We start from the raw sequence: 18,683 nt of genomic DNA, 5'->3' as shown, positions 1-18,683 counted from the left end.
GCATCCTTAACAGGCCGCGACCGGACCCGATTCAATTCGCGTTTTCACAACTTTAAGGATTTCTTCAGCACGGCGGCGGCGCGCGCGACCGCGAAGACTTCGACCGGCGCGGCACGCCCGCGCAGCTGGGTCGCGCCGAGCGGCTCGATGACGAGGTCGTCGGCTTGAGGAAGCAGGCGGCGCAGCTCGCCCGAGATCAACAGCGGCCGGTCCGCCTGCTTGCAGTGCTGCTGCAACCGCGCCGTGACGTTCATGGTGTCGCCGAAATAGGCGATCTGCCGCCGTGAATCCCCGCATTCGCCGACGACGACAGGACCGGCATGGATCCCGGCGCGAAACGCCGGCACCATGCCGAATTCCTTGCGGTAGTGGTCGGCGCGTTGGGCCAGGCGGTCTTCGATCGCAAACACGCAGTCGAGCCAGCGCCGCGACGGCCGCCCGGTGTCGACCAGCCAGGTCACGATCACCTCGTCGCCGACATAGGCATGAACCTCGCCGCCATGCGCCACGATCGCTTCGTCGATGTCGAAGAAGAAGCGGGTCAGCAGCTCCTGCACGCGCAATTCACCCACGGCTTCGGCGACTGTCGTGGAGCCGACCAGGTCGAGAAACAGCAGCACGCGCTCCTCGCGCAACGGCTGGCGGTAGCGTCCAAGCGCGACGTTGAACAGTGTGCGGCCGCCGATCATCCGCACCAGCTCGTAGATCGTCGTGATCGGGATCGACAACAGCAGGGAGACGCCGATGATCTTGAGAAACGTCTCGCGGATCCACTTCGCCTCGAGGCCATGCCCGTACAGAACGACCTCCAGCACCATCGCGGCGACAGCGACGACGACGGCCAGGATGACGGAGCGGGCGAGCAGATCGACGATCAGCGGCCGCCGCCGCAGCCACGCGCCGCGCGCGGTCAGATAGAGATGCGTGCTCCAGATGATCAGGCTGATGGCGGCGCCTTCGAGCGCGCTGCGCAGATAATTCGCGACTGATGCTTCGTCGGATTGGTCGAAGACATAGCGAAACAGCCCGCCGGCGAGCAGGCCGAACACCGCCAGAACGACCGCAGGCATCAGCGAGCGCCGCATGATCCCTCCACACTGTCTGAGATATCCCGCGCGGGGCGGGATGGCCAGCCGCCGCGCCCCCCTTGGTCTTGCGATCGGCCGGGCTTGCATGCCATTGCGCTCGTGGGCGGTCCGACTACGCCGACCTGATCGCTGGACCGGGGAACGGGAACCTCTTGGCCATCAGTGAGCCATCTTCCGGTGGCACGCCGGCCCCCATGATCGATGCGAAAAACCAGGATGAACTGACCCGCCTTGCGGAGGATGCATTGCGCGCCCAGCCGGGATGCGAAACGGCGCGCGTGCCTGTCGTGGTCGCGCTGCCGGATGTGCGGATCGGCCGCAACTGGGAGATCCCGAATGTCGTGCTGGGCGACAGCCTGATCAGCGATGTCGACCGCGGCGTCCTGTCGGTGCATCGCCAGCTGGGCCGCAAATTCCGCCTGGTGTAGCGCTAAAGCGCGATGAGATTGGGTTGAGCCATCATCGCGCTTTAGTTCTTTTTCTTGAGCATGATCTTTTCGGAAAACCGCTTCACACTTTTCCGGATCATGCCCTAGCCGGCTCGCACCGGGCGCGGCGCGGATCGCTGGGCCATGCTGATCATCCGCAGCGCGAATACGGCGGCGAGCGGGATCAGGAACAGCGCGTACAGCGGCATCTCGGGGATGCGCTTGCCGAACGACACCGCAAACTGCGCCAGCAGATAATAGCCGCCGACAAGATGCAGCGCGCGCCAGGCGCGCGGGCCGAGCATCGCCGCGGTGCGGTCGAACGAGGTCGCGGTCAGCGCGATGATGAGGGCATAGCCGATGCCGCCGAAGATGTAGGACACGACCGAGGTGGCGTCCGCGAAGCCGATCGGATCGAGCACCGCGAAGCAGCCGATCGCGACGGCATGGATGGCGTGCGAGGCCGCAAAACTGACGCCGAGATAGCGGCGGTTGCGGCGCTGCCAGCGCGTCCAGGCGTTCGGCCAGAGCCGCGCCAGCGCCGCGGCGGAGAAGGCGAGGCAGAACAACAGCAGCGAGGTGCGCGCCGTGAAGCGGATCACCATCCGCACGCCCTCGACCTCGAATTGCCGCATCCCGGCGATCCAGATCGAAAGCCCGATCAGGGTCAGCGCCAGCAGGGCGAACAGCCGCCAGCCCTCGAACCAGTCTTGATGCTTCGCCATGTGCTGCCTCCCGTCTTTAATGTAATCGCCAGTTACATAGTGGGGCGACTTGCGGTCAATCCGTGTAATCAGCGCTTACATTCACAAGCCGGTGATGCTAGAGCATCCGGCATGCGTCGCCCCGACAAGAACCCGCCTGCCAAGAACCCGCCTGCCAAGAGCTCGCTCGCCAAACGTCGATCGCCCAAGCCGCGTGCGGCTGCGGCCCCTCCGCCGGCGGCCCGGCCCTATCACCATGGCGACCTTCGGCGGGTCCTGATCGAGGCCGCGATGCAATTGGTCGGCGAGGGCGGGCCGGACGCGGTCAGCGTCCGCGAGGCCGCCCGCCGTGCTGGGGTATCGCCGGGGGCGCCGTTCCGGCATTTCCCGAGCCGGGACGCCCTGATGAACGCAGTGGCGGAGGAGGCGCAACGCCGCTTCCGCGCCGAGATCGAGGCGGCGCTGGCCGGTGCGGCGCCGGGCGATCCGCTAGGCCGCTTCCGCTGCCTCGGGATCGCCTATCTGCGCTGGGCGATGCGGAACCCGACCCATTTCGAGATCATCTCCAGCCGCCGCTTTTTCGACCACGATCGCTCGGCCGAGGTCTCCGGCGACCATGCCGAACTGATCGCGCTCACCGCGCGCACGCTCGCGGATGCGCATTCGGCCGGCCAGCTCGGGGCGCACGATCTGAAGCAGGTCCAGATCGCCGGCCGTGCGCTGGTCTATGGTTTTGCGCGGATGCATATCGACGGCCATCTGCCGCGCTGGGGCGTCAGCGACGCGGAGGCCGAGGCGATGGCCGCCAGCATCGTCGATCTCTTCATCGCCGGGATCGCCCGGCGCGCGCCTGCTGCGAAAGGCTAAGCCGCGCAGCAGCTGAGTACTCCGAATTCGCAGCGGCAAATTCATTGCGCGTTCATGACGATTCAATTACGGTTTTATGACGCGGCACAGATACCGGCTGTGCGGTGTGCCTCCTGGCCGTTGCCAGCCCAAGGCCGTTGCATTGCGCCGGGTTGTATTGCGTCCCGCCCATGGCGCCCGCGCCTCAGCAGAACTCCTCCGTTGCCGCGCTGGCCGGCGGCCTCGCCGCGATCGGCATCTGGCGGCTGATGGCGGTCGCCGCGCCGCATCTCGGCGCGCTGATCGTGATGCTGCGGACCGAGACCGATTTCGGCTCGCGGCTCTGCTTCCTGCTGACCTGGGGCATCATGAACTTCCTGTTCATCGCCCTGCTGCGCAGGCCGGCGCTGTCGGGCGCGCTGTCGCTGACGTTGACCGTGATCGTGGTGCTGCTGTCGCGCTTCAAGCACGACGTGGTGCAGATGACCGCGAACTTCGTCGACCTGATGGTGATCGACCGCGACACCGCGGCGTTCCTGCTCACGATCTTCCCGAATCTGCGCTGGTCGATCATCGGCACCGGCCTCGTCACGCTGCCGTTGATGTACGCGCTGTGGTGGCTCGATCCGTTCCGCATCCGCCGGCTGCCGGCGGCGGCCGCCTGCCTTGCCTGCACCGCGGCGCTCTCCGGTTATGCCTTTGCCTGGCCGGATGAAGCCTGGCGCGGCTATTACGACGACGGCTATCTGTCGAAATTCGCGCGCTCCGGCGTCACCACGGTGTCCGATTTCATCGCGCACGGCTTCATGGAGTCGGACCCGGCCTCGAGCGAGACGTTGAAGGTGCCGCTGGTCGATGCCTGCCATCCCGCAGGCCGGCGCCCGAACATCATCATGATCCATGACGAGTCGAGCTTCGACATCCGCGCCGCCGCCGGCGTCAGGGTGCCGCCGGGCTATGGCAGCCAGTTCAAGTCCTATGATGGCGTGGCGCGCAAATTCCTCGCCGAGAGCAATGGCGGGCCGAGCTGGTTCACCGAGTACAACGTGCTCGCGGGGCTGTCGTCGCGCTCGTTCGGCCGCTTCGCCTATTTCGTCACCCGCATCGCCTCCGGCAGGGTCGAGCGCGGCCTGCCGCTGTCGCTGCGCCGCTGCGGCTACGACACGCTCTCGCTCTATCCGGCCTTCGGCGGCTTCATGGGCGCGCGCGGCTTCCAGGCCACCACGGGCATTCAGCACTTCTACGACGCGCATGATCTGCATGCGAAAGACGTCGAGCCCGACAGCTTCTTCTACGACAAGGCGGTGAAGCTGATGACGGAGCGGGAGCGGCCGGGCACACCGCTGTTCGCCTTCGTCTATCTCGCCGCCAATCATTTTCCGTGGGAGACGACCTTCCGCCCCGACATGCTGCCCGCCTGGAAGCGGCCGGGCAACGTGCCGTCGATCGACGAATATCTGCGCCGGCAGGCGATGAGCGCCAACGACTATGCGAGCTTCGTCGCGGCGTTGAAGAAGAAGTTTCCGGCGCAGCCGTTCCTGATCGTGCGCTATGGCGACCACCAGCCGGAATTCTCGCCGCAGCTGCTCGACCCCGAGCTTGACGAGGCCGGCATCGGCAAGAAGCTGATGGATTACGATCCGCGCTATTACGCGACCTATTACGCGATCGACGCCATCAACTTCGAGCCGGTCAAGAGCCCGGCGGTGATGGACACGATCGACGCCGCCTATCTGCCGCTGGTGATCCAGGAGGCCGCCGGCATCCCGCTCGATCCGTCGTTCGAGGAGCAGAAGGCGATCATGCTCCGCTGCAAGGGCAAGTTCTATTCCTGCAAGGACGGCGCCGAGGCGCGCCGCTTCAACCGCATGCTGATCGACGCGGGCATGATCAAGGGACTGTAGCGCCGTAGGATGGGTAGAGCGAAGCGAAACCCATCATGACGCCGCGCGGCGATAGGCGTGGGTTTCGCTTCGCTCTACTCATCCTACGCTATTTCCCAATCTTCTCCCAAAGCCAGCGCGCCACGGCATCGGGCGACGACGACGCGTCGTTGCCCGACGCCCGCAGATTTGCTTCGCGCATGTCGGCGATGTCGATCTTGCCGAGCAGCGGCCGCAAGGCGGCCTTCAGCTTGTCGTCATCGCGCCGCTTCGGCGACAGCAGCACGATCGCGTCATAGGGCGGGATCGCGTGCCGGTCGTCGTCGAGCACGACCAGATCGTATTTCGCGATCAGCCCGTCGCTGGTGTAGCCGGCGATGACGTCGATCTCGCCGGCAGCGACCGCGGCATACATGAAATCCGGCTGCATCTGCCGCTGGGTGCGGAACGCGAGCCCGTAGGTCTTCTGGACGCGGGCCCATTCCGGCCGCGAGAAGAATTCATAGTCGCCGGCGATCGACATCGCCGGCGCGTGCGACACGAGGTCGGAGATCGAATGGATGCCGAGTTCGTTGGCGCGCTGCTTCGGCATCACCAGCGCATAGGCATTCTCGAAACCGAGCTCGCCGAGCAGGGTGATGTTCTGCCGCGCCAGCGTCTCTTTCAGCTCGCCGAGCAGCTCAGTGCGCTGCTTGGCGTCGGTGCGGTGGAACTGGTTGGCCCACAGCGTGCCGGAATAGTCGATGATGACGTCGACGTCGCCGGCGGCAAGCGCCTCGAAGATCACATTGGAGCCGAGCCCGGCGCGGGTCGTGGACGGCAATCCCGCCGCCTGCAGCCGCTGCGTGACCAATGCCGACAGCACATATTGCTCGGTGAAGGTCTTGGCGCCGATCACGTAGCGCGCCTGCGGGCGGGCGATTGCCGGCACCAGGGTTGCCGCGATCAGCGCCGCGATGCCGAGCCCGCCGAGCGCGGTGCGCAGCCGGCTGCGGTTGCGCAGGCCGTTCTCGATCAGCGCCAGCAACTGGTCGACGACGAGGGCGAGCACGGCGGCGGCGATGCAGCCGAACAGCACGAACACCCAGTTCTGGGTCTGCAGCCCGGCGAAGATGTAGTTGCCGAGGCTGGTCTGGCCGATCGGGGTCGACAGCGTCGCGGTGCCGATCACCCACACTGCCGCGGTGCGGATCCCCGCCATCATCACCGGCAGCGCCAGCGGCAGTTCGACCATGGTGAGCGATTGCCGCGGCGTCATGCCGACGCCCTGGGCCGCCTCCAGCACCGCCGGGTCGACGCCCGACAGGCCGGTGATGGTGTTGCGCAGCACCGGGAGCATCGAATAGAGCGCGAGCGCCAGCACCGCCGGCAGGAAGCCGAACGCGGAAAAGCTGAAGCCGAGCCAGGCTGCGGTCAGCGCCGCGAGCGCCAGCAGCAGCGGATAGAACAGCGCGAGCAGGGCGAGGCCGGGCACGGTCTGCACGATGCTGGCAAGCCCGAGCAGCGCGCCGCGCAGCACCGGCCGGTTGCGGGCGATGAGCGCGAGCGGCAGGCTGATGAGCAGCCCGAGCGCCAGCGCGGCGACGCTGACCCGCACGTGATTGCCGAGATAGTCGCCCAGGTGGCTGAGCGCCTCGCCCCAGCGTGGATCGGCGGACAGGCTCATGCCGCGCCGTCCCGCGGCAGCAGCGCGCCGAGCCGCTCGGCCTGGCGCCGCGGCGTGCGCAAGAGCTGGCCGACGTAAGCGTCGGTGCTCGCCGACAGCTCCGCCGGCGTGCCCAGCGCCAGCAGCCGGCCGGCATGCATCACCGCGACGCGATCGGCGAGCAGCAGCGCCTCGGTCATATCGTGGGTGATCATGATCGTGGTCAGGCCGAGCTCGCGGTGCAGGGCGCGATAATCGTCGCCCAGCGCATCGCGGGTGAGGGGATCGAGCGCGCCGAACGGCTCGTCCATCAGCACGATGCGCGGCTTCGCAGCCAGCGCACGCGCCACGCCGACGCGCTGGCGCTGGCCACCCGACAGCTCGTGCGGCATGCGGTCGCGGTGTTGCATCCGCTCGAGCCGCACCAGGTCGAGCAGTTCGTCGATCTGCGCCGAGATCTCCGCCTGCGGCCAGCCCAGCAGCCGCGGCGTGATGCCGATGTTGCCGGCGACGGTGAGATGCGGAAACAAGGCCCCGCTCTGGAAGACGTAGCCGATGCGGCGTCGCAGCAAGATCGGATCGATGCGGCTGACATCCTCGCCCTCGATCGCGATCCGGCCGCGATCGGCTTCGATCAGCCGGTTGGCGAGCCTGAGCAGCGTGGTCTTGCCCGAACCCGAGCCGCCGACGATCGCCAGAAATTCGCCGGCGGCGACGTCGAGCGAGACATCGTCGACCGCCACCACGCGGCCGGCGTCAAAACTCTTGCCGACATGCGCGTAGGCGATCAGCGGCGTTGCAGGCATTTCCTGGCGACCTCATGTCTCGCCGTCGTGACGACAGCGACAGCCCATAAAAGAGGGCTTTGACGTAAGCCGCAAGCGTGCGCTGCGCGCCTTCGCGGGCAGTTCCTATCCGCAATCAGCCCCTGGCTTCGAGGCCCGAGAGCGGATCACACTTCGTTCTTGGGCACATATTTGCCCATGATGCACTTATAACTGCGCAAACGCCAATCGTGATACGGCCCCTTGGCGAGCCAATCGGCGATGCCGATTTGCGCATTGACCGCGCAGGCCCCCATGGTGATGCCGGATTGATCACTGGTTGTGACGACCTTTTCCATACAGAGTTGAGCATTGCAGAGGATGGCGACGAGCGTAACGAGCATGATGGTCCTTATCGGTGGGATAACCCGGTCTGACAGGATTTCTGAACCGACTCATATTTCTAAACCGACTCATGCAGGGTTCATGCCACTATCAGCGGCGGCGGTATCGTTGTGAGCAAGCCCGGGAAAGTACGGCCCGGCGAGCGACCGCCGCACCAGGCGGTGCGTAGCCGCCCGTCTGTGGATACGCTATACTCCCGGCCCAACTACGACCAAAGATCGAGGCCAGCGAGGAACGTTGCGCGGTCGGGGCTGCATCGATGATGACGTTACCTGAGTTGGCGGCACGCGCCCTGGAGAAGTTTCTCGCCGCGCATGTGAGCCGCACCTTCGGAGCCGCGCAGACGCGCTTCGGCGAACTGCTCCCGGCCGCCGCCCGCATCGCGCTGGAATGTATCGGCAACAGCGACGCGCTCTATCACAATGTCGAGCATACGATGCTGGTCACGCTGGCCGGGCACCAGATCATCTGCGGCCGCATGCTGCACACCCATGTCACCGCAGAGGACTACACCCACACGATCATCGCCTGCCTCACCCACGACATCGGCTATGTGCGCGGCGTCCTGAAGGGCGACGGACCGGACGGCTATGTCATCGATGCGGCCGGCAAGAAGGTGGTGCTGCCGCGCGGCTCGTCGGACGCCGGCCTGATGCCCTATCACGTCGATCGCTCGAAGCTCTACGTTCTGGACCGGCTCGAGCAGGTCATTCCGCTCGACCGCGAACGTGTCGCGCGCAACATCGAGGGCACCCGCTTTCCGGCGCCGGAAGGCCAGGAATACGACGACGAGGCGGCGATCGTGCGCGCCGCCGATTTCATCGGGCAGCTCGGCGATCCCAACTACATCCGGAAAGCCAACGCGCTCTATCACGAGTTCGAGGAGGTCGGCATCAACCGGCAGCTCGGCTACGAATCGCCGGCCGACATCGTCGACCGCTATCCGCAATTCTATTGGAGCATGGTGGCGCCGCATATCCAGGGCGCCATCCACTCGCTCAACATGACGGCGCGCGGCCGTCAATGGATCGCGAACCTCTACAGCAACGTGTTTCGCGCGGAGCGCGAGGTCACGCTGTCCGGTCCGCAAATCTGACGCAGCTGCCGGTTCCCGATTTTCAACGTTGCTTCCAGCTCTTTCTCCGGGTGGTCTGCGCGACCACCATATTTCGGCCTGCTTCAGCGGTTGCACAGTCGATCTAAATCAGCGACCTTGAAGCCATGAACCTTCCTGCCGACCGTGCTTTCGACCGATCCAGCATGATCTCCCGTCTCGTACTGCTGATTGCCGTTGCGATCACCTGCTGGCCTGCGCTCGCGGCCGGCCCGGTCTACGATGTCGACATGTACGCGCTGATGTCCGGCACCTGCCGCAACGTCAACATCGCCGGCCGCAACTACACCTGTAAGGCGGTGGCCTATTTCCACACCCAGAGCGGGCGCTCCGAATTCACCGTCGTGCTGGACGATCCCGCCGACAGCAGCCACATCGTTTCGTTCTCCGGCGAGAGCGTGGGGCGGACCCAGGACAATCTGTTCGAGCTTGCGGTCGACCGCATGCTGCTGAAGTCGAAGGACCGGCCGCGGGTCGACGGGCTGCCGTCGCCGCTGGTCGAAATGTCGACCGGCTCGTGCCGGCAGATCGGAAGCTTCGTGACGCGGCAGGTGTCGAGCATCAGCTGTGCCGCCACCGACCGCAACGGCAAGACCTACGAGCTGAGCTTCGAGTCCGATGGCTCGCCGATGACGCTGCGCAAGTTGCGGCAGTCGGCGCTGCCGAGCGAGCGGCGGCGGGCGCGGCAGATCGCCCAGCTCGAATGTCGCCTCAAGGCCCGCGCCGCGCAGATCCTGCCGCGTGACACGCCGGCCTACGTGATCCGCTGTCTCGGCGAGGACGACGGCAAGACGGACGATCAGCAATAGCTGCGCGCCACCCGCGGTAACAAGGAGACTCCGATGCGCCTGCGCACCTGTGTGATCGCCGCCCTTGGCATGTTTCTCGTTGGCGTCGGTCTCACCGGGCCAGCCGCCGCGCAGGCCTACGATCCGAACTATCCGGTATGCCTGCGGGTTTATGGCGGCACGCTGACGTCTGATTACATCGATTGCAGGTTTACCTCGCTGCCGGAGTGCCGGGCCACGGCCTCGGGACGGCCGGCGACATGCTCGGTGAATCCGTTCTACGCCGGTCCGAAGAAGCCGCCGAAGCGCCGGACGCATCGCTATCGCGATGAGTGAGCCTCGTCAGCCCGGCGCGCCCATCGCGTAGGGCTTTAGCACCGCATACAGCATGCTGTGCGTCGGCGTCGGTACGCCGAGCTTGCGGCCGAGCTCGACCACCTTGCCGTTCAGCCACGGCAGTTCGAGCCGGTTGCCGCGCTCGAGATCGAGCGCCATCGAGGCCTTCATCGCCGGCGGCGCGTGGCCGATGAAGTCGAGCACTTTTGTCAATGCGTCCGGCGGCAGCTTGATGCCGTTGGCGCGGGCGACCGCGATGGTCTCCTCGCAGGCCGAGACGAACAATGGACGCAAGTCGGGATCGTCACGCAGTTCACCGATCGGCTGCCTGGTCACGGCGGTCATGCCGGCATTGGCGGCGAGCAGCACGAACTTCATCCAGAGCTCGGTGGTGATCTGCTCGCTCAAGGTCGCGTCGAAGCCGGCCTTCAGGCAGAGCTCCAGCAACGCCTTGCCGCGCGGCGTGACGCTGCCGTCGAGCTCGCCGAAAATCATGCGCATGAAGGTGCCGACCTGGTTGATCACGCCGGGCTTGATGATCGACGCGCTGATCTGGGCGACGCCGCCCATCACAGCGTCGCGTCCGAGGATCGGGATCAGCCGGTCCGGCGCGTCGACGCCGTTTTGCAGCGGGATCACCGCGGTGTTTGGTCCGACCATCGGCTTGATGTGCTGGCCGGCGCTTTCGACGTCCCACAGCTTGACGCAGAACAGCACGATATCGACCGGTCCGACTTCGGCCGGATCGGCGGTCGCCTTGGTCGGCATCAGATGGGTCTCGCCGCGGCCGCCCTGAACCTTGAGCCCTTCGCTCTGCATCGCCGCGAGATGCGCGCCGCGCGCGATGAAGGTGACGTCGGCCCCGGCATGCGCCAGCGCCGCGCCAAAGCCGCCGCCGACGCCGCCTGCGCCCACCACTGCAATCCGCATGATCCGCCTCCTCGCGTTCGCCGACCTTGGCTTCCTGTGGGCCCAGCCTCGGCGATCTCAGCGCAATTCTCAACCCGCTTTCCGTGAAAACCGCGTGAGCATCCCGGCGTTGAACTTGCCGGCCCGAACCGCTAAGCCATCCCGCAAACGCGGGAGGCAGCGTGGTGGAGAAGACAGAGCCGACGGCGGTCGCGCTTGACAGTGCGACGGTGGCGTTTCGGTTGGCGGATGGGCGGGTCTATACCGCGGTCGAGCAGGCCAATTTTGCGGTCGCCAATGGCGAGTTCGTCGCCATCGTCGGGCCCACGGGTTGCGGAAAATCGACGCTCCTGAACGTCGCGGCGGGCCTGCTGCGGCCGGCCGGCGGCGCAGTGCGGATTTTCGACAAGCCGCTCGCGGGCCTCAACCGCGACGCCGGTTACCTGTTCCAGGCCGATGCGCTGTTCCCGTGGAAGACCGCGATCGATAATGTCGCTATTGGCCTCGAGATCCGCGGCACGCCGCGCGCCGAGGCGCTGGCGCGCGCACAGAAGTGGCTGGGCTCAGTCGGGCTCGGCGCCTTCGCGGGCCGCTATCCGCACATGCTCTCCGGCGGCCAGCGCAAGCGCGTGGCTCTGGCCCAGGTCCTGATCCGCGATCCAAAGATCCTGCTGATGGACGAGCCGTTCGGCCCGCTCGATGCGCAGACCCGGCAGATCATGGGCAATCTGCTGCTGGAATTGTGGACCGCCGACCGCAAGGCGGTGTTGTTCGTCACCCACGATCTCGAGGAGGCGATCGCGCTGGCCGACCGCGTCGTGATCATGTCGGCCGGCCCCTCGGCCCGCATCATCGGCGACTGGCGCATCACGCTGCCGCGGCCGCGCGACATTTCGGAAATCCGCATGGAGAAGGATTTCCATGCCCTGCACCGGGAGATCTGGAGCGTGCTGAAGGACGAGGTGATGAAGGGCTATGTGCAGTCGACCCAGGCGGGGGCTGCCTGATGTCGCGCATCACGCTGCTCGCGCTTCAAATCCTGGTCGCCGTTGTTGTGCTCGGACTGTGGCAGTTCTTCGCCAGCGTGCCGGTGTTCGGCAAGATATTGTTGCCGCCGTTTTTCTTCTCCAATCCCGTCGACGTCTTCAGCCAGATCATAAAATGGTTCTCGACCGGGGTGATCTGGAAGCACCTTGCGATCACGCTGTGGGAATCGATCCTCGCCTTCGTGATCGGCTCGGCCGGCGGCATTCTGGTCGGCTTCTGGTTCGCGCGGCAACCGCGCGTCGCCGCAGTGTTCGATCCCTATGTCAAGATGGTCAACGCGCTGCCCCGCGTGGTGCTGGCGCCGATCTTCGCGCTGTGGTTCGGGCTCGGCGTCTGGTCCAAGGTCGCGCTCGGCGTCACCTTGGTGTTCTTCATTGTGTTCTTCAACGTCTACCAGGGCGTCAAGGAGGTGCCGACCACGGTGCTCGACAACGGCCGCATGCTCGGCATGAGCGAGCGGCAATTGATGCGGCACGTCTACTGGCCATCGGCGCTGTCTTGGATGTTCTCCTCGCTGCACACCTCGGTCGGCTTCGCGGTGGTCGGCGCCGTGGTCGGCGAATATCTCGGCGCCGCCGCCGGCCTCGGCTATCTGATCCAGCAGGCCGAGGGCGTGTTCGACGTCGCCGGCGTGTTCGCCGGCATGTTCGTGCTGTCCGCCTTCGTGATCCTGATCGACATGGTCGTGACCATGGTGGAGAAGCGGCTATTGGTGTGGCGGCCGACGGCGGTGCGCCAGGATTAGGGTCGACCATACCCGTTGGCCGGACGTTGCATAGATGTTTTCAAGACGGCTGTTACGGCAACGTTATAGGAAAGTAGTAGGCGTGGGCGCTCACGTGAGAGCTGCGCAGGAGGCGAATCACCACGCGGTACTTGACGCCAGCCTGGATAGCTCGCACACCTAGGCGAACCGTTCAGCGTACGTCATGAAATGCCGCGATTTTGCATTGCAAGTCGATCAGATAATGATGGCCTCACGCCCGAGCATCAGGATCGCCCGAAAAGCCCACTTCAAAGCTGAGGCGGACTTTGCCACATGGCTCATGATGGCGAAGCTCGGAAGCTTCGATGACCTGCCCGCGAATGCGCAGGCGGTTTTGCTTGATTATAGAGCGAGGCTCGAGGGGATGAGCGAGGCCGAGTCGAAAGTAGCGGCAGTTCGCGAGGTTTACACCAGTTATTATCGCGAGATGGGAGGCCTTGGCACGGCGCCGGACCTGGAAGCCGCCGCGGCATCGGCGGCTAAAGGTGCCGCACGGTCTCCACCGCGTATGACTCCGCCGGCTCGGCTGGCCGCGGCCGCTCCCGACAGGCCCGCCGGCCGGAAATCCGTGCCGGCCCTGCTGATCTTCGCTGCCATGGTGGCTCTGATCGTCGCCTACACGTTTCTCAAGAATTGAACAGTTTTTAATCAGCTTCGCGAAGAGAAGATCCAATGGAGCTCAACAGCGCAGATATTTCGACGATACTCAACCGTATCCTCGATACCGCCGCGGACAATCTCAGGGTCGCAAAGATTCTGGTTCAGCTCGGACTCGATCCCAATAACGTGACCTACGATGCGCTGTTCAATCGGCTGCTCGAGATTGGATTGGCCAACATAACACTTGCCAACATGTTTGCATTGATCGGCGCGATCTTCTTTGTCGCGACCTTGCTGATGCAGACGATGGTGCCGCTGCGCGTCGCCAATATGGCTGGCTGCACATTCTTCGCGACCTTCGGCGCGCTGACAGGAAACGTCAGCACTTTTCTGCTCTATCTGTTGTTGCTGCCGATCAATGCCGTTCGCCTTCGTCAAATGCTCAGGCTGGTGAAGAAGGCGCGTACCGCGGCGCAGGGTGACATGTCGATGGAATGGCTCAGGCCATTCATGACCGAACGCCGATACCAGCGGGGCGACCGACTGTTCAAGAAGGGTGACGTAGCGACGGAAATGTTTCTGACCGTCACCGGACGATTCCTGGTCAAGGAAATCGACGTCGAGCTTCCGCCAGGGCGTCTCATGGGAGAATTAGGCTTCCTGACGCCGAATAACCGGCGAACCGGAACGGTCGAATGCATAGAGGACGGACAAGTTCTCACCATCACCTATGACAGGCTGCTTGAGCTCTACTTTCAAAGCCCGCAATTCGGCTATTATTTTCTCGTCCTGACCAGCCAGCGCCTGCTGGAAAACATCGCCCGGCTGGAAAAAACCGTCGCGCAGCAGAATGCCGGATCGCAGACGGTGGCTGTCAGTGATCCGCCTTGAGATTGTGGTCGATGCACGTCGTAGAATGACCAACGCGACCTGATGCGCGGCTGAAGCGCGCTGAGATTGGGTCGAATCGTCATCGCGCTTTAGCTCTTTGTTTGAGCATGATCTCCGCGCAAACGCGTTCCGCGTTTGTCGCGAGGGAAAACCGCTTCACACTTTTCCGGATCATGCTCTAGCGCGCCGCGTCGATCAGCCCGCGGATCTTGTCGACGACCTCGGCGTCCACGGGATTGTAGACCACCATGCTGAGATCCGGCCGGCCATCGACCGCGAATGCGGAGTACTCGAACGCGATCGGGCCGAGCAGGGGATGCCGCAGGTGCTTGACCCCATCGCCATGGCTGCGGACGTCATTGTCGCGCCACAGCGCCGCGAATTCGGGGCTGAGCCGGCACAGTTCGTCGACGAACGGTTGCACCACGGCGGCGGCGCCGGCGCGCGCCGCGTCCGCCCTGAACGCGCCGACCACGAAGCGCGCCACGCTCTGCCAGTCATGCTGGGCGGCGCGAACGCGCGGATCGAGGAAGATGAAGCGCAGGATGTTGCGCTCCGTCGGCGGCAGCGCGCCGTAATCCGTCAGCATCACGGTCGCCGCCCGGTTCCAGGCGACGATGTCCCATGTCGCGGTCCTGATCACGGCGGGGCTCGGCGACAGCGCGTCGAGCACGCGCTGCAGCCGCGGCGTCACGCCTTCGCTGCGCTGGTAGCGCACTTCGGGCGTGCGGCCGAGGCCGAGCAGGAACAGGTGCTCGCGCTCGATGCTCGTCAGCATCAGCGCCCGCGCGATGCGGTCGAGCACGTCGGCCGACGGCGCGCCGCCGCGGCCCTGCTCGAGCCAGGTGTACCAGGTCGGGCTGATATTGGCGCGCTGCGCCACCTCCTCGCGGCGCAGCCCCGGCGTGCGGCGCCGCTCGGCGGGAAAGCCGAACGCGGCCGGATCGAGCTTGCTGCGGCGGTCCTTCAGATAGGCGCCGAGCAGGTTTTCCTGCGGGGTGGGTTCGCTCATCCTGTTAGTTATTATACCATGATAATGTCACTACTTTACCAGGATAGCTCAAGCGGTGAGATTTGTCTCCAACGAAACCTGGAGAGACCTGCATGCGCGTGTTTGTCACTGGAGCCACCGGCTGGGTCGGCTCGGCCGTCACCAAGGAATTGATCCCCGCCGGCCATCAGGTGCTCGGCATGACCCGTTCGGACCAGGGTGCGGCAGCGCTCGCCGCCGCCGGCGCCGAGGTTCACTACGGCACGCTCGAAGACCTCGACAGCCTCAGCAGCGGCGCGGCACGGTCGGATGCGGTGATCCATTGCGCCTTCAATCACGACTTCTCGAAATTCGCCAAGAATTGCGAAGATGACCGCCGCGCCATCGAGACGCTCGGCGCCGTGCTCGAAGGCTCACAACGCCCGTTGATCACGACGTCCGGCGTGGCCCGCGTGGCGCAGGGCCGCGTCGCGACCGAGCAGGATCCGCCGATCCCGGTCTCCGAATCCTACCCGCGCGCGTCGGAGGCGACGACGATGGCAATGGCAGCGCGCGGCGTGCGCGCCGCCGTGGTGCGGCTACCGCCGTCGGTGCACGGTCATGGCGACCATGGCTTCGTGCCGCGCCTCGTCGCGATTGCGCGCGAGAAGGGCGCCTCCGCCTATATCGGGGACGGGCAAAACCGCTGGCCCGGCGTGCACCGCCTCGACGCGGCGCGCGTCTATCGCCTCGCGCTCGAACGCGGCGTCGAAGGCGGGCCGTTCCATGCCGTGGCCGACGAGGGCGTGCCGTTCAAGTCGATCGCCGAGGTGATCGCCCGCCGCCTCGACATTCCCTTGGTGTCGAAGTCGCCCGAGGCGGCGGCCGAGCATTTTGGCTTGTTCGGCCGCTTTGCAAGCTTCGATGTGCCGACCTCGAGCGCGCGCACCCGCGCGCGGCTCGACTGGCAGCCGCAACAACCCGGGCTGCTCGCCGATATCGATCATCCGGCGTATTTCGCGGTGTAGCGCGTGGCGCGGACAAGAGCGTAATCGGGCACAATGCCAGGGTTCCCTCTCCGCTTGCGGGAGAGGGTTAGGGAGAGGGGTGCCACACGGCGTGCTCTCTCGATATGCGTATCGATGCATGCATGACCTTGGTTGCGAAAGCAGCGGCTCCATCCGCGATCTCGCCCGGGGCTTACCCCTCTGCCCAACCTTCGCCGCAAGGGGTGAGGGAGCCTCGCCAATGTGCTCACCTCACCAAGGTATAGCGCGCGTTAGCTGGTAATCGTGGCAAAGCGAACCACGCAGCTAATCCGCATACGCAGCTCATTCAGAGCGGGAAGCACCGCATGAAGGCCACGAACAATTTTTCATCGCTCGGGCTCACGAGGCCCGCGTTGATCGCGTCGGCAAGCTCAACGTCGCGGTTGAGAACGCCGAGCCATGCCTTGGTGTCGGCCGTGATGCGCAGGGACGCCTCTCCGACGTGACGGCCCGGCACCACCTGGAGGTCCTTTCCCTTGATGGTCACCGTTGCATCGAGCGTGGTTGCGCCGGTGAAGCTCAGATGAGCTACCAGATCGAGGCCCCTTGCCCGGCCGCGCTGAAATCCGAGCGAGAGCGAGAACAGGTAGCCCTGAATGCTGCCGGTGTGGCGCCCGGACTCGACGTGTTGCACCTTCTTGTGCGGAAAGCGCCGCGTCACCGTGTCTTCGGCGTCGGTATCGGGGATCACGTAGACGAACTCGTCCTTGTCGATCAGCGGCTTCACCACGTCGGCGAAATGGGCGTCGCGATCGTGCAGGAACGGGCCGATCACGTCTTCGCCGGCCGGGCAGGCGGAGATGCAATAGGCCGCCTTGTAGCCCGGCTTGAACGACAGCGACTGCCAGACGTTCATGGTCTCGCTGCGGGGCACGCGGGCGCGATAATCCTTGGCGTCCTTGGCGTCCGCGACCTTTTCCACCCACTGTGAGAAGTTGCCGAGAAAGTCGTGATAATTGTGGGTGAAGCAGGACATGAAATCGAAGCCGCCATCCGGCTTGATGGCGCCGACCGGGCAGGCCGCGACGCACAGCTTGCATTCGAGGCAGGGATTGTAGTCGAGCGGCCGGTCATAGGCGTCGACCTCGCGCCCGAGCAGGATGGTGCCGAGCAGGACGAAGCTGCCGAATTTCGGGTGGATGATGCTGCGATGGATGCCCATCCGTCCGAGGCCGGCTTCCACCGCGATCGGCTTGTGCTGGACCATGAATATCTTGGGCAGGTCCATTTCCATCGGGAACGCGGCGACCGAATTGCAGGACGGGATGCCGTGCTCGTCGAGCGCGCGAACGATGGCGCGTGCGGTCTCGTTGACGTGATCGTAGGTGCCGTGAAATTCCTCGTTGGCGACCGAGCGGGTGGGGGAGCGCACCGGCTCCCGGTTCATGTGGCAGGCGATCGCCAGCAGCGCGCGGGTCCGGCCATAGACCTTCCGGATCGAGTCCCGCTGCGGCGCGATCGCCGCCCGATCGAACTCGATGATGCCGACGTCGTCGGCGCCGCAGTCCCGGGCGATCTGCTTGATGAATTCCGAGGAGATCGGAGTGTCGTGGACCGTGTGGCTGCGGGCGCGCACGGCCCTGACCGTGGGATGATCGTCCAAGCTCATGGCGTTGCCCTGTATAAGATGTCGATCGTAATCTTATGAGGGAGCGCGGTCCGGAGCAAGTCAATTATATGCTACGTGTCATCTAACGATGGAACCGCAGGCCGTACGCGGCCGTGTCTAACCGGACCGGTTCATCTTGCCGTCGTTGCGAGGGGCGAAGCGACGAAGCAATCCATCGGCCCGCGTATGTGGAGGGATGGATTGCTTCGCGGAGCCTGTCATCGGGCGCGCGTTCGCGCGACCCGTTGGCTTGCAATGACGTGGAGAGGCCGCCTCTCAATCCAGCATCTTGGTATCATCCGGCGCCTGGGGCGGCGTCTTGATCGCGATCGCTTTCAGCGGCCGGCCGTTCGGCTTGGTGCCGCCATGCGGCGTGCCCTTCGGGATCACGACGAGATCGCCCGGCTTCACCGTCACTTCCTTGTCGCCGAGCCAGATCGTGCCGGTGCCTTCGAGAATGTACTGCAGCTCGTTGGTGTTGGGATGCAGGTGCTTCGGCACGTTGCCGTCCTGGAGCGAGACGGTGGCGCCGTCGGCCGACACGAACATCTTTGAGCGGAAGCCGACCTTGTTGGCATCGCCGAGCTTGTCGCCTTCCATCTCGCCGGTGTGGATGATCTGCGCGCTGATGTTTTCGGCAGCGAGCGCCGGCCGCAGCACGTGGGTGACGGCGCAGCCGGCGGCGAAAGCGGCAACGATCGACAGCGTCGTGGCGATGCGATTCATGGAAATCCTCCCCTGGTGTTTTTTTGTGACGGCGATGCTATGCGGCGGCGCCGGCCTTGGCCAGTACTCGGGCGCGCCCGATGTGCTCGATGCGACGAAAAGATCGCATGGCGCG

20 protein-coding genes are annotated in these 18,683 nt (G+C 65.2%); 11 read left to right on the top strand and 9 right to left on the bottom strand.

Features of this window, described 5'->3' with window-relative positions:
* Positions 1-44: 44 nt before the first annotated feature.
* Complete coding sequence (locus XH93_RS30600) at positions 45-1,085, bottom strand: adenylate/guanylate cyclase domain-containing protein (RefSeq protein WP_194470315.1); 1,041 nt, start codon at positions 1,083-1,085, stop codon at positions 45-47.
* Positions 1,086-1,282: 197 nt separating this feature from the next.
* Here XH93_RS30600 and XH93_RS30595 point away from each other — a divergent pair, with 197 nt between their 5' ends.
* A complete protein-coding gene (locus XH93_RS30595; protein ID WP_139485652.1) occupies positions 1,283-1,516 on the top strand; it encodes a hypothetical protein in 234 nt (77 codons plus the stop codon).
* Between the two features lie 104 nt (positions 1,517-1,620).
* Here XH93_RS30595 and XH93_RS30590 read toward each other — a convergent pair whose 3' ends face one another.
* Complete coding sequence (locus XH93_RS30590) at positions 1,621-2,241, bottom strand: hypothetical protein (protein WP_194470314.1); 621 nt, start codon at positions 2,239-2,241, stop codon at positions 1,621-1,623.
* A 111-nt stretch (positions 2,242-2,352) separates the two neighbouring features.
* Between XH93_RS30590 and XH93_RS30585 the strand changes: the two genes are divergently transcribed.
* Both XH93_RS30585 and XH93_RS30580 read left to right on the top strand, forming a co-directional pair.
* Positions 2,353-3,087, top strand: coding sequence for a TetR/AcrR family transcriptional regulator (locus XH93_RS30585; RefSeq protein ID WP_194470313.1), 735 nt, complete (start codon positions 2,353-2,355; stop codon positions 3,085-3,087).
* A 170-nt stretch (positions 3,088-3,257) separates the two neighbouring features.
* Entirely contained in the window at positions 3,258-4,970 is a 1,713-nt protein-coding gene (locus tag XH93_RS30580) for a sulfatase-like hydrolase/transferase (protein WP_139485588.1), read from the top strand.
* A gap of 88 nt (positions 4,971-5,058) precedes the next feature.
* Here XH93_RS30580 and XH93_RS30575 read toward each other — a convergent pair whose 3' ends face one another.
* From XH93_RS30575 to XH93_RS30565, 3 genes are all read right to left on the bottom strand, one after another.
* Entirely contained in the window at positions 5,059-6,615 is a 1,557-nt protein-coding gene (locus XH93_RS30575) for an ABC transporter permease/substrate-binding protein (RefSeq protein WP_194470312.1), read from the bottom strand.
* Positions 6,612-7,400, bottom strand: a complete 789-nt coding sequence (locus tag XH93_RS30570) for an ATP-binding cassette domain-containing protein (protein WP_194470311.1) — start codon at positions 7,398-7,400, stop codon at positions 6,612-6,614. Before XH93_RS30570 ends, XH93_RS30575 begins: the two co-directional genes overlap by 4 nt.
* Before the next feature lie 146 nt (positions 7,401-7,546).
* Positions 7,547-7,762, bottom strand: coding sequence for a hypothetical protein (locus tag XH93_RS30565; RefSeq protein WP_139485585.1), 216 nt, complete (start codon positions 7,760-7,762; stop codon positions 7,547-7,549).
* A gap of 260 nt (positions 7,763-8,022) precedes the next feature.
* Between XH93_RS30565 and XH93_RS30560 the strand changes: the two genes are divergently transcribed.
* The 3 genes from XH93_RS30560 to XH93_RS30550 all read left to right on the top strand — a co-directional run bounded on the left by XH93_RS30560 (position 8,023) and on the right by XH93_RS30550 (position 10,001).
* Entirely contained in the window at positions 8,023-8,859 is an 837-nt protein-coding gene (locus tag XH93_RS30560) for a metal-dependent phosphohydrolase (RefSeq protein ID WP_172627065.1), read from the top strand.
* Between the two features lie 164 nt (positions 8,860-9,023).
* Positions 9,024-9,686 (top strand): hypothetical protein, encoded by a 663-nt coding sequence (locus XH93_RS30555; protein ID WP_246799338.1) that lies wholly within the window; start codon positions 9,024-9,026, stop codon positions 9,684-9,686.
* Between the two features lie 33 nt (positions 9,687-9,719).
* Positions 9,720-10,001 (top strand): DUF3551 domain-containing protein, encoded by a 282-nt coding sequence (locus XH93_RS30550; protein WP_194470310.1) that lies wholly within the window; start codon positions 9,720-9,722, stop codon positions 9,999-10,001.
* A gap of 6 nt (positions 10,002-10,007) precedes the next feature.
* On the opposite strand, the gene XH93_RS30545 is transcribed toward XH93_RS30550, so the two are convergent.
* Complete coding sequence (locus tag XH93_RS30545; protein ID WP_194470309.1) at positions 10,008-10,931, bottom strand: 2-dehydropantoate 2-reductase; 924 nt, start codon at positions 10,929-10,931, stop codon at positions 10,008-10,010.
* A gap of 164 nt (positions 10,932-11,095) precedes the next feature.
* Here XH93_RS30545 and XH93_RS30540 point away from each other — a divergent pair, with 164 nt between their 5' ends.
* The 4 genes from XH93_RS30540 (at position 11,096) to XH93_RS30525 (ending at position 14,214) form a co-directional block, all read left to right on the top strand.
* Positions 11,096-11,917, top strand: coding sequence for an ABC transporter ATP-binding protein (locus tag XH93_RS30540; protein ID WP_139485649.1), 822 nt, complete (start codon positions 11,096-11,098; stop codon positions 11,915-11,917).
* Positions 11,917-12,702 (top strand): ABC transporter permease, encoded by a 786-nt coding sequence (locus tag XH93_RS30535; protein WP_194470308.1) that lies wholly within the window; start codon positions 11,917-11,919, stop codon positions 12,700-12,702. Before XH93_RS30540 ends, XH93_RS30535 begins: the two co-directional genes overlap by 1 nt.
* 226 nt (positions 12,703-12,928) lie before the next feature.
* Complete coding sequence (locus tag XH93_RS30530) at positions 12,929-13,360, top strand: hypothetical protein (RefSeq protein WP_194475385.1); 432 nt, start codon at positions 12,929-12,931, stop codon at positions 13,358-13,360.
* A 35-nt stretch (positions 13,361-13,395) separates the two neighbouring features.
* A complete protein-coding gene (locus XH93_RS30525) occupies positions 13,396-14,214 on the top strand; it encodes a Crp/Fnr family transcriptional regulator (protein ID WP_194470307.1) in 819 nt (272 codons plus the stop codon).
* A gap of 178 nt (positions 14,215-14,392) precedes the next feature.
* Here XH93_RS30525 and XH93_RS30520 read toward each other — a convergent pair whose 3' ends face one another.
* Positions 14,393-15,226 carry a helix-turn-helix transcriptional regulator gene (locus XH93_RS30520; protein ID WP_194470306.1) on the bottom strand — a complete coding sequence of 278 codons (834 nt, stop codon included), beginning with the start codon at positions 15,224-15,226 and terminating at the stop codon, positions 14,393-14,395.
* A 92-nt stretch (positions 15,227-15,318) separates the two neighbouring features.
* Between XH93_RS30520 and XH93_RS30515 the strand changes: the two genes are divergently transcribed.
* Positions 15,319-16,212 carry an SDR family oxidoreductase gene (locus XH93_RS30515; RefSeq protein ID WP_194470305.1) on the top strand — a complete coding sequence of 298 codons (894 nt, stop codon included), beginning with the start codon at positions 15,319-15,321 and terminating at the stop codon, positions 16,210-16,212.
* 307 nt (positions 16,213-16,519) lie between these two features.
* Here the strand turns inward: XH93_RS30515 and XH93_RS30510 are convergent, their stop codons facing one another.
* Together XH93_RS30510 and XH93_RS30505 are read right to left on the bottom strand one after the other, a co-directional pair.
* Positions 16,520-17,842, bottom strand: a complete 1,323-nt coding sequence (locus XH93_RS30510; protein ID WP_194470304.1) for a 4Fe-4S binding protein — start codon at positions 17,840-17,842, stop codon at positions 16,520-16,522.
* A gap of 276 nt (positions 17,843-18,118) precedes the next feature.
* Entirely contained in the window at positions 18,119-18,568 is a 450-nt protein-coding gene (locus tag XH93_RS30505) for a cupin domain-containing protein (protein ID WP_194470303.1), read from the bottom strand.
* Positions 18,569-18,683 lie beyond the last annotated feature (115 nt).

Origin of the sequence: Bradyrhizobium sp. CCBAU 51753 (assembly GCF_015291565.1) — a bacterium.
GTDB lineage: Bacteria > Pseudomonadota > Alphaproteobacteria > Rhizobiales > Xanthobacteraceae > Bradyrhizobium > Bradyrhizobium ivorense.
This window is presented reverse-complemented; position numbering and strand designations above follow the sequence as displayed.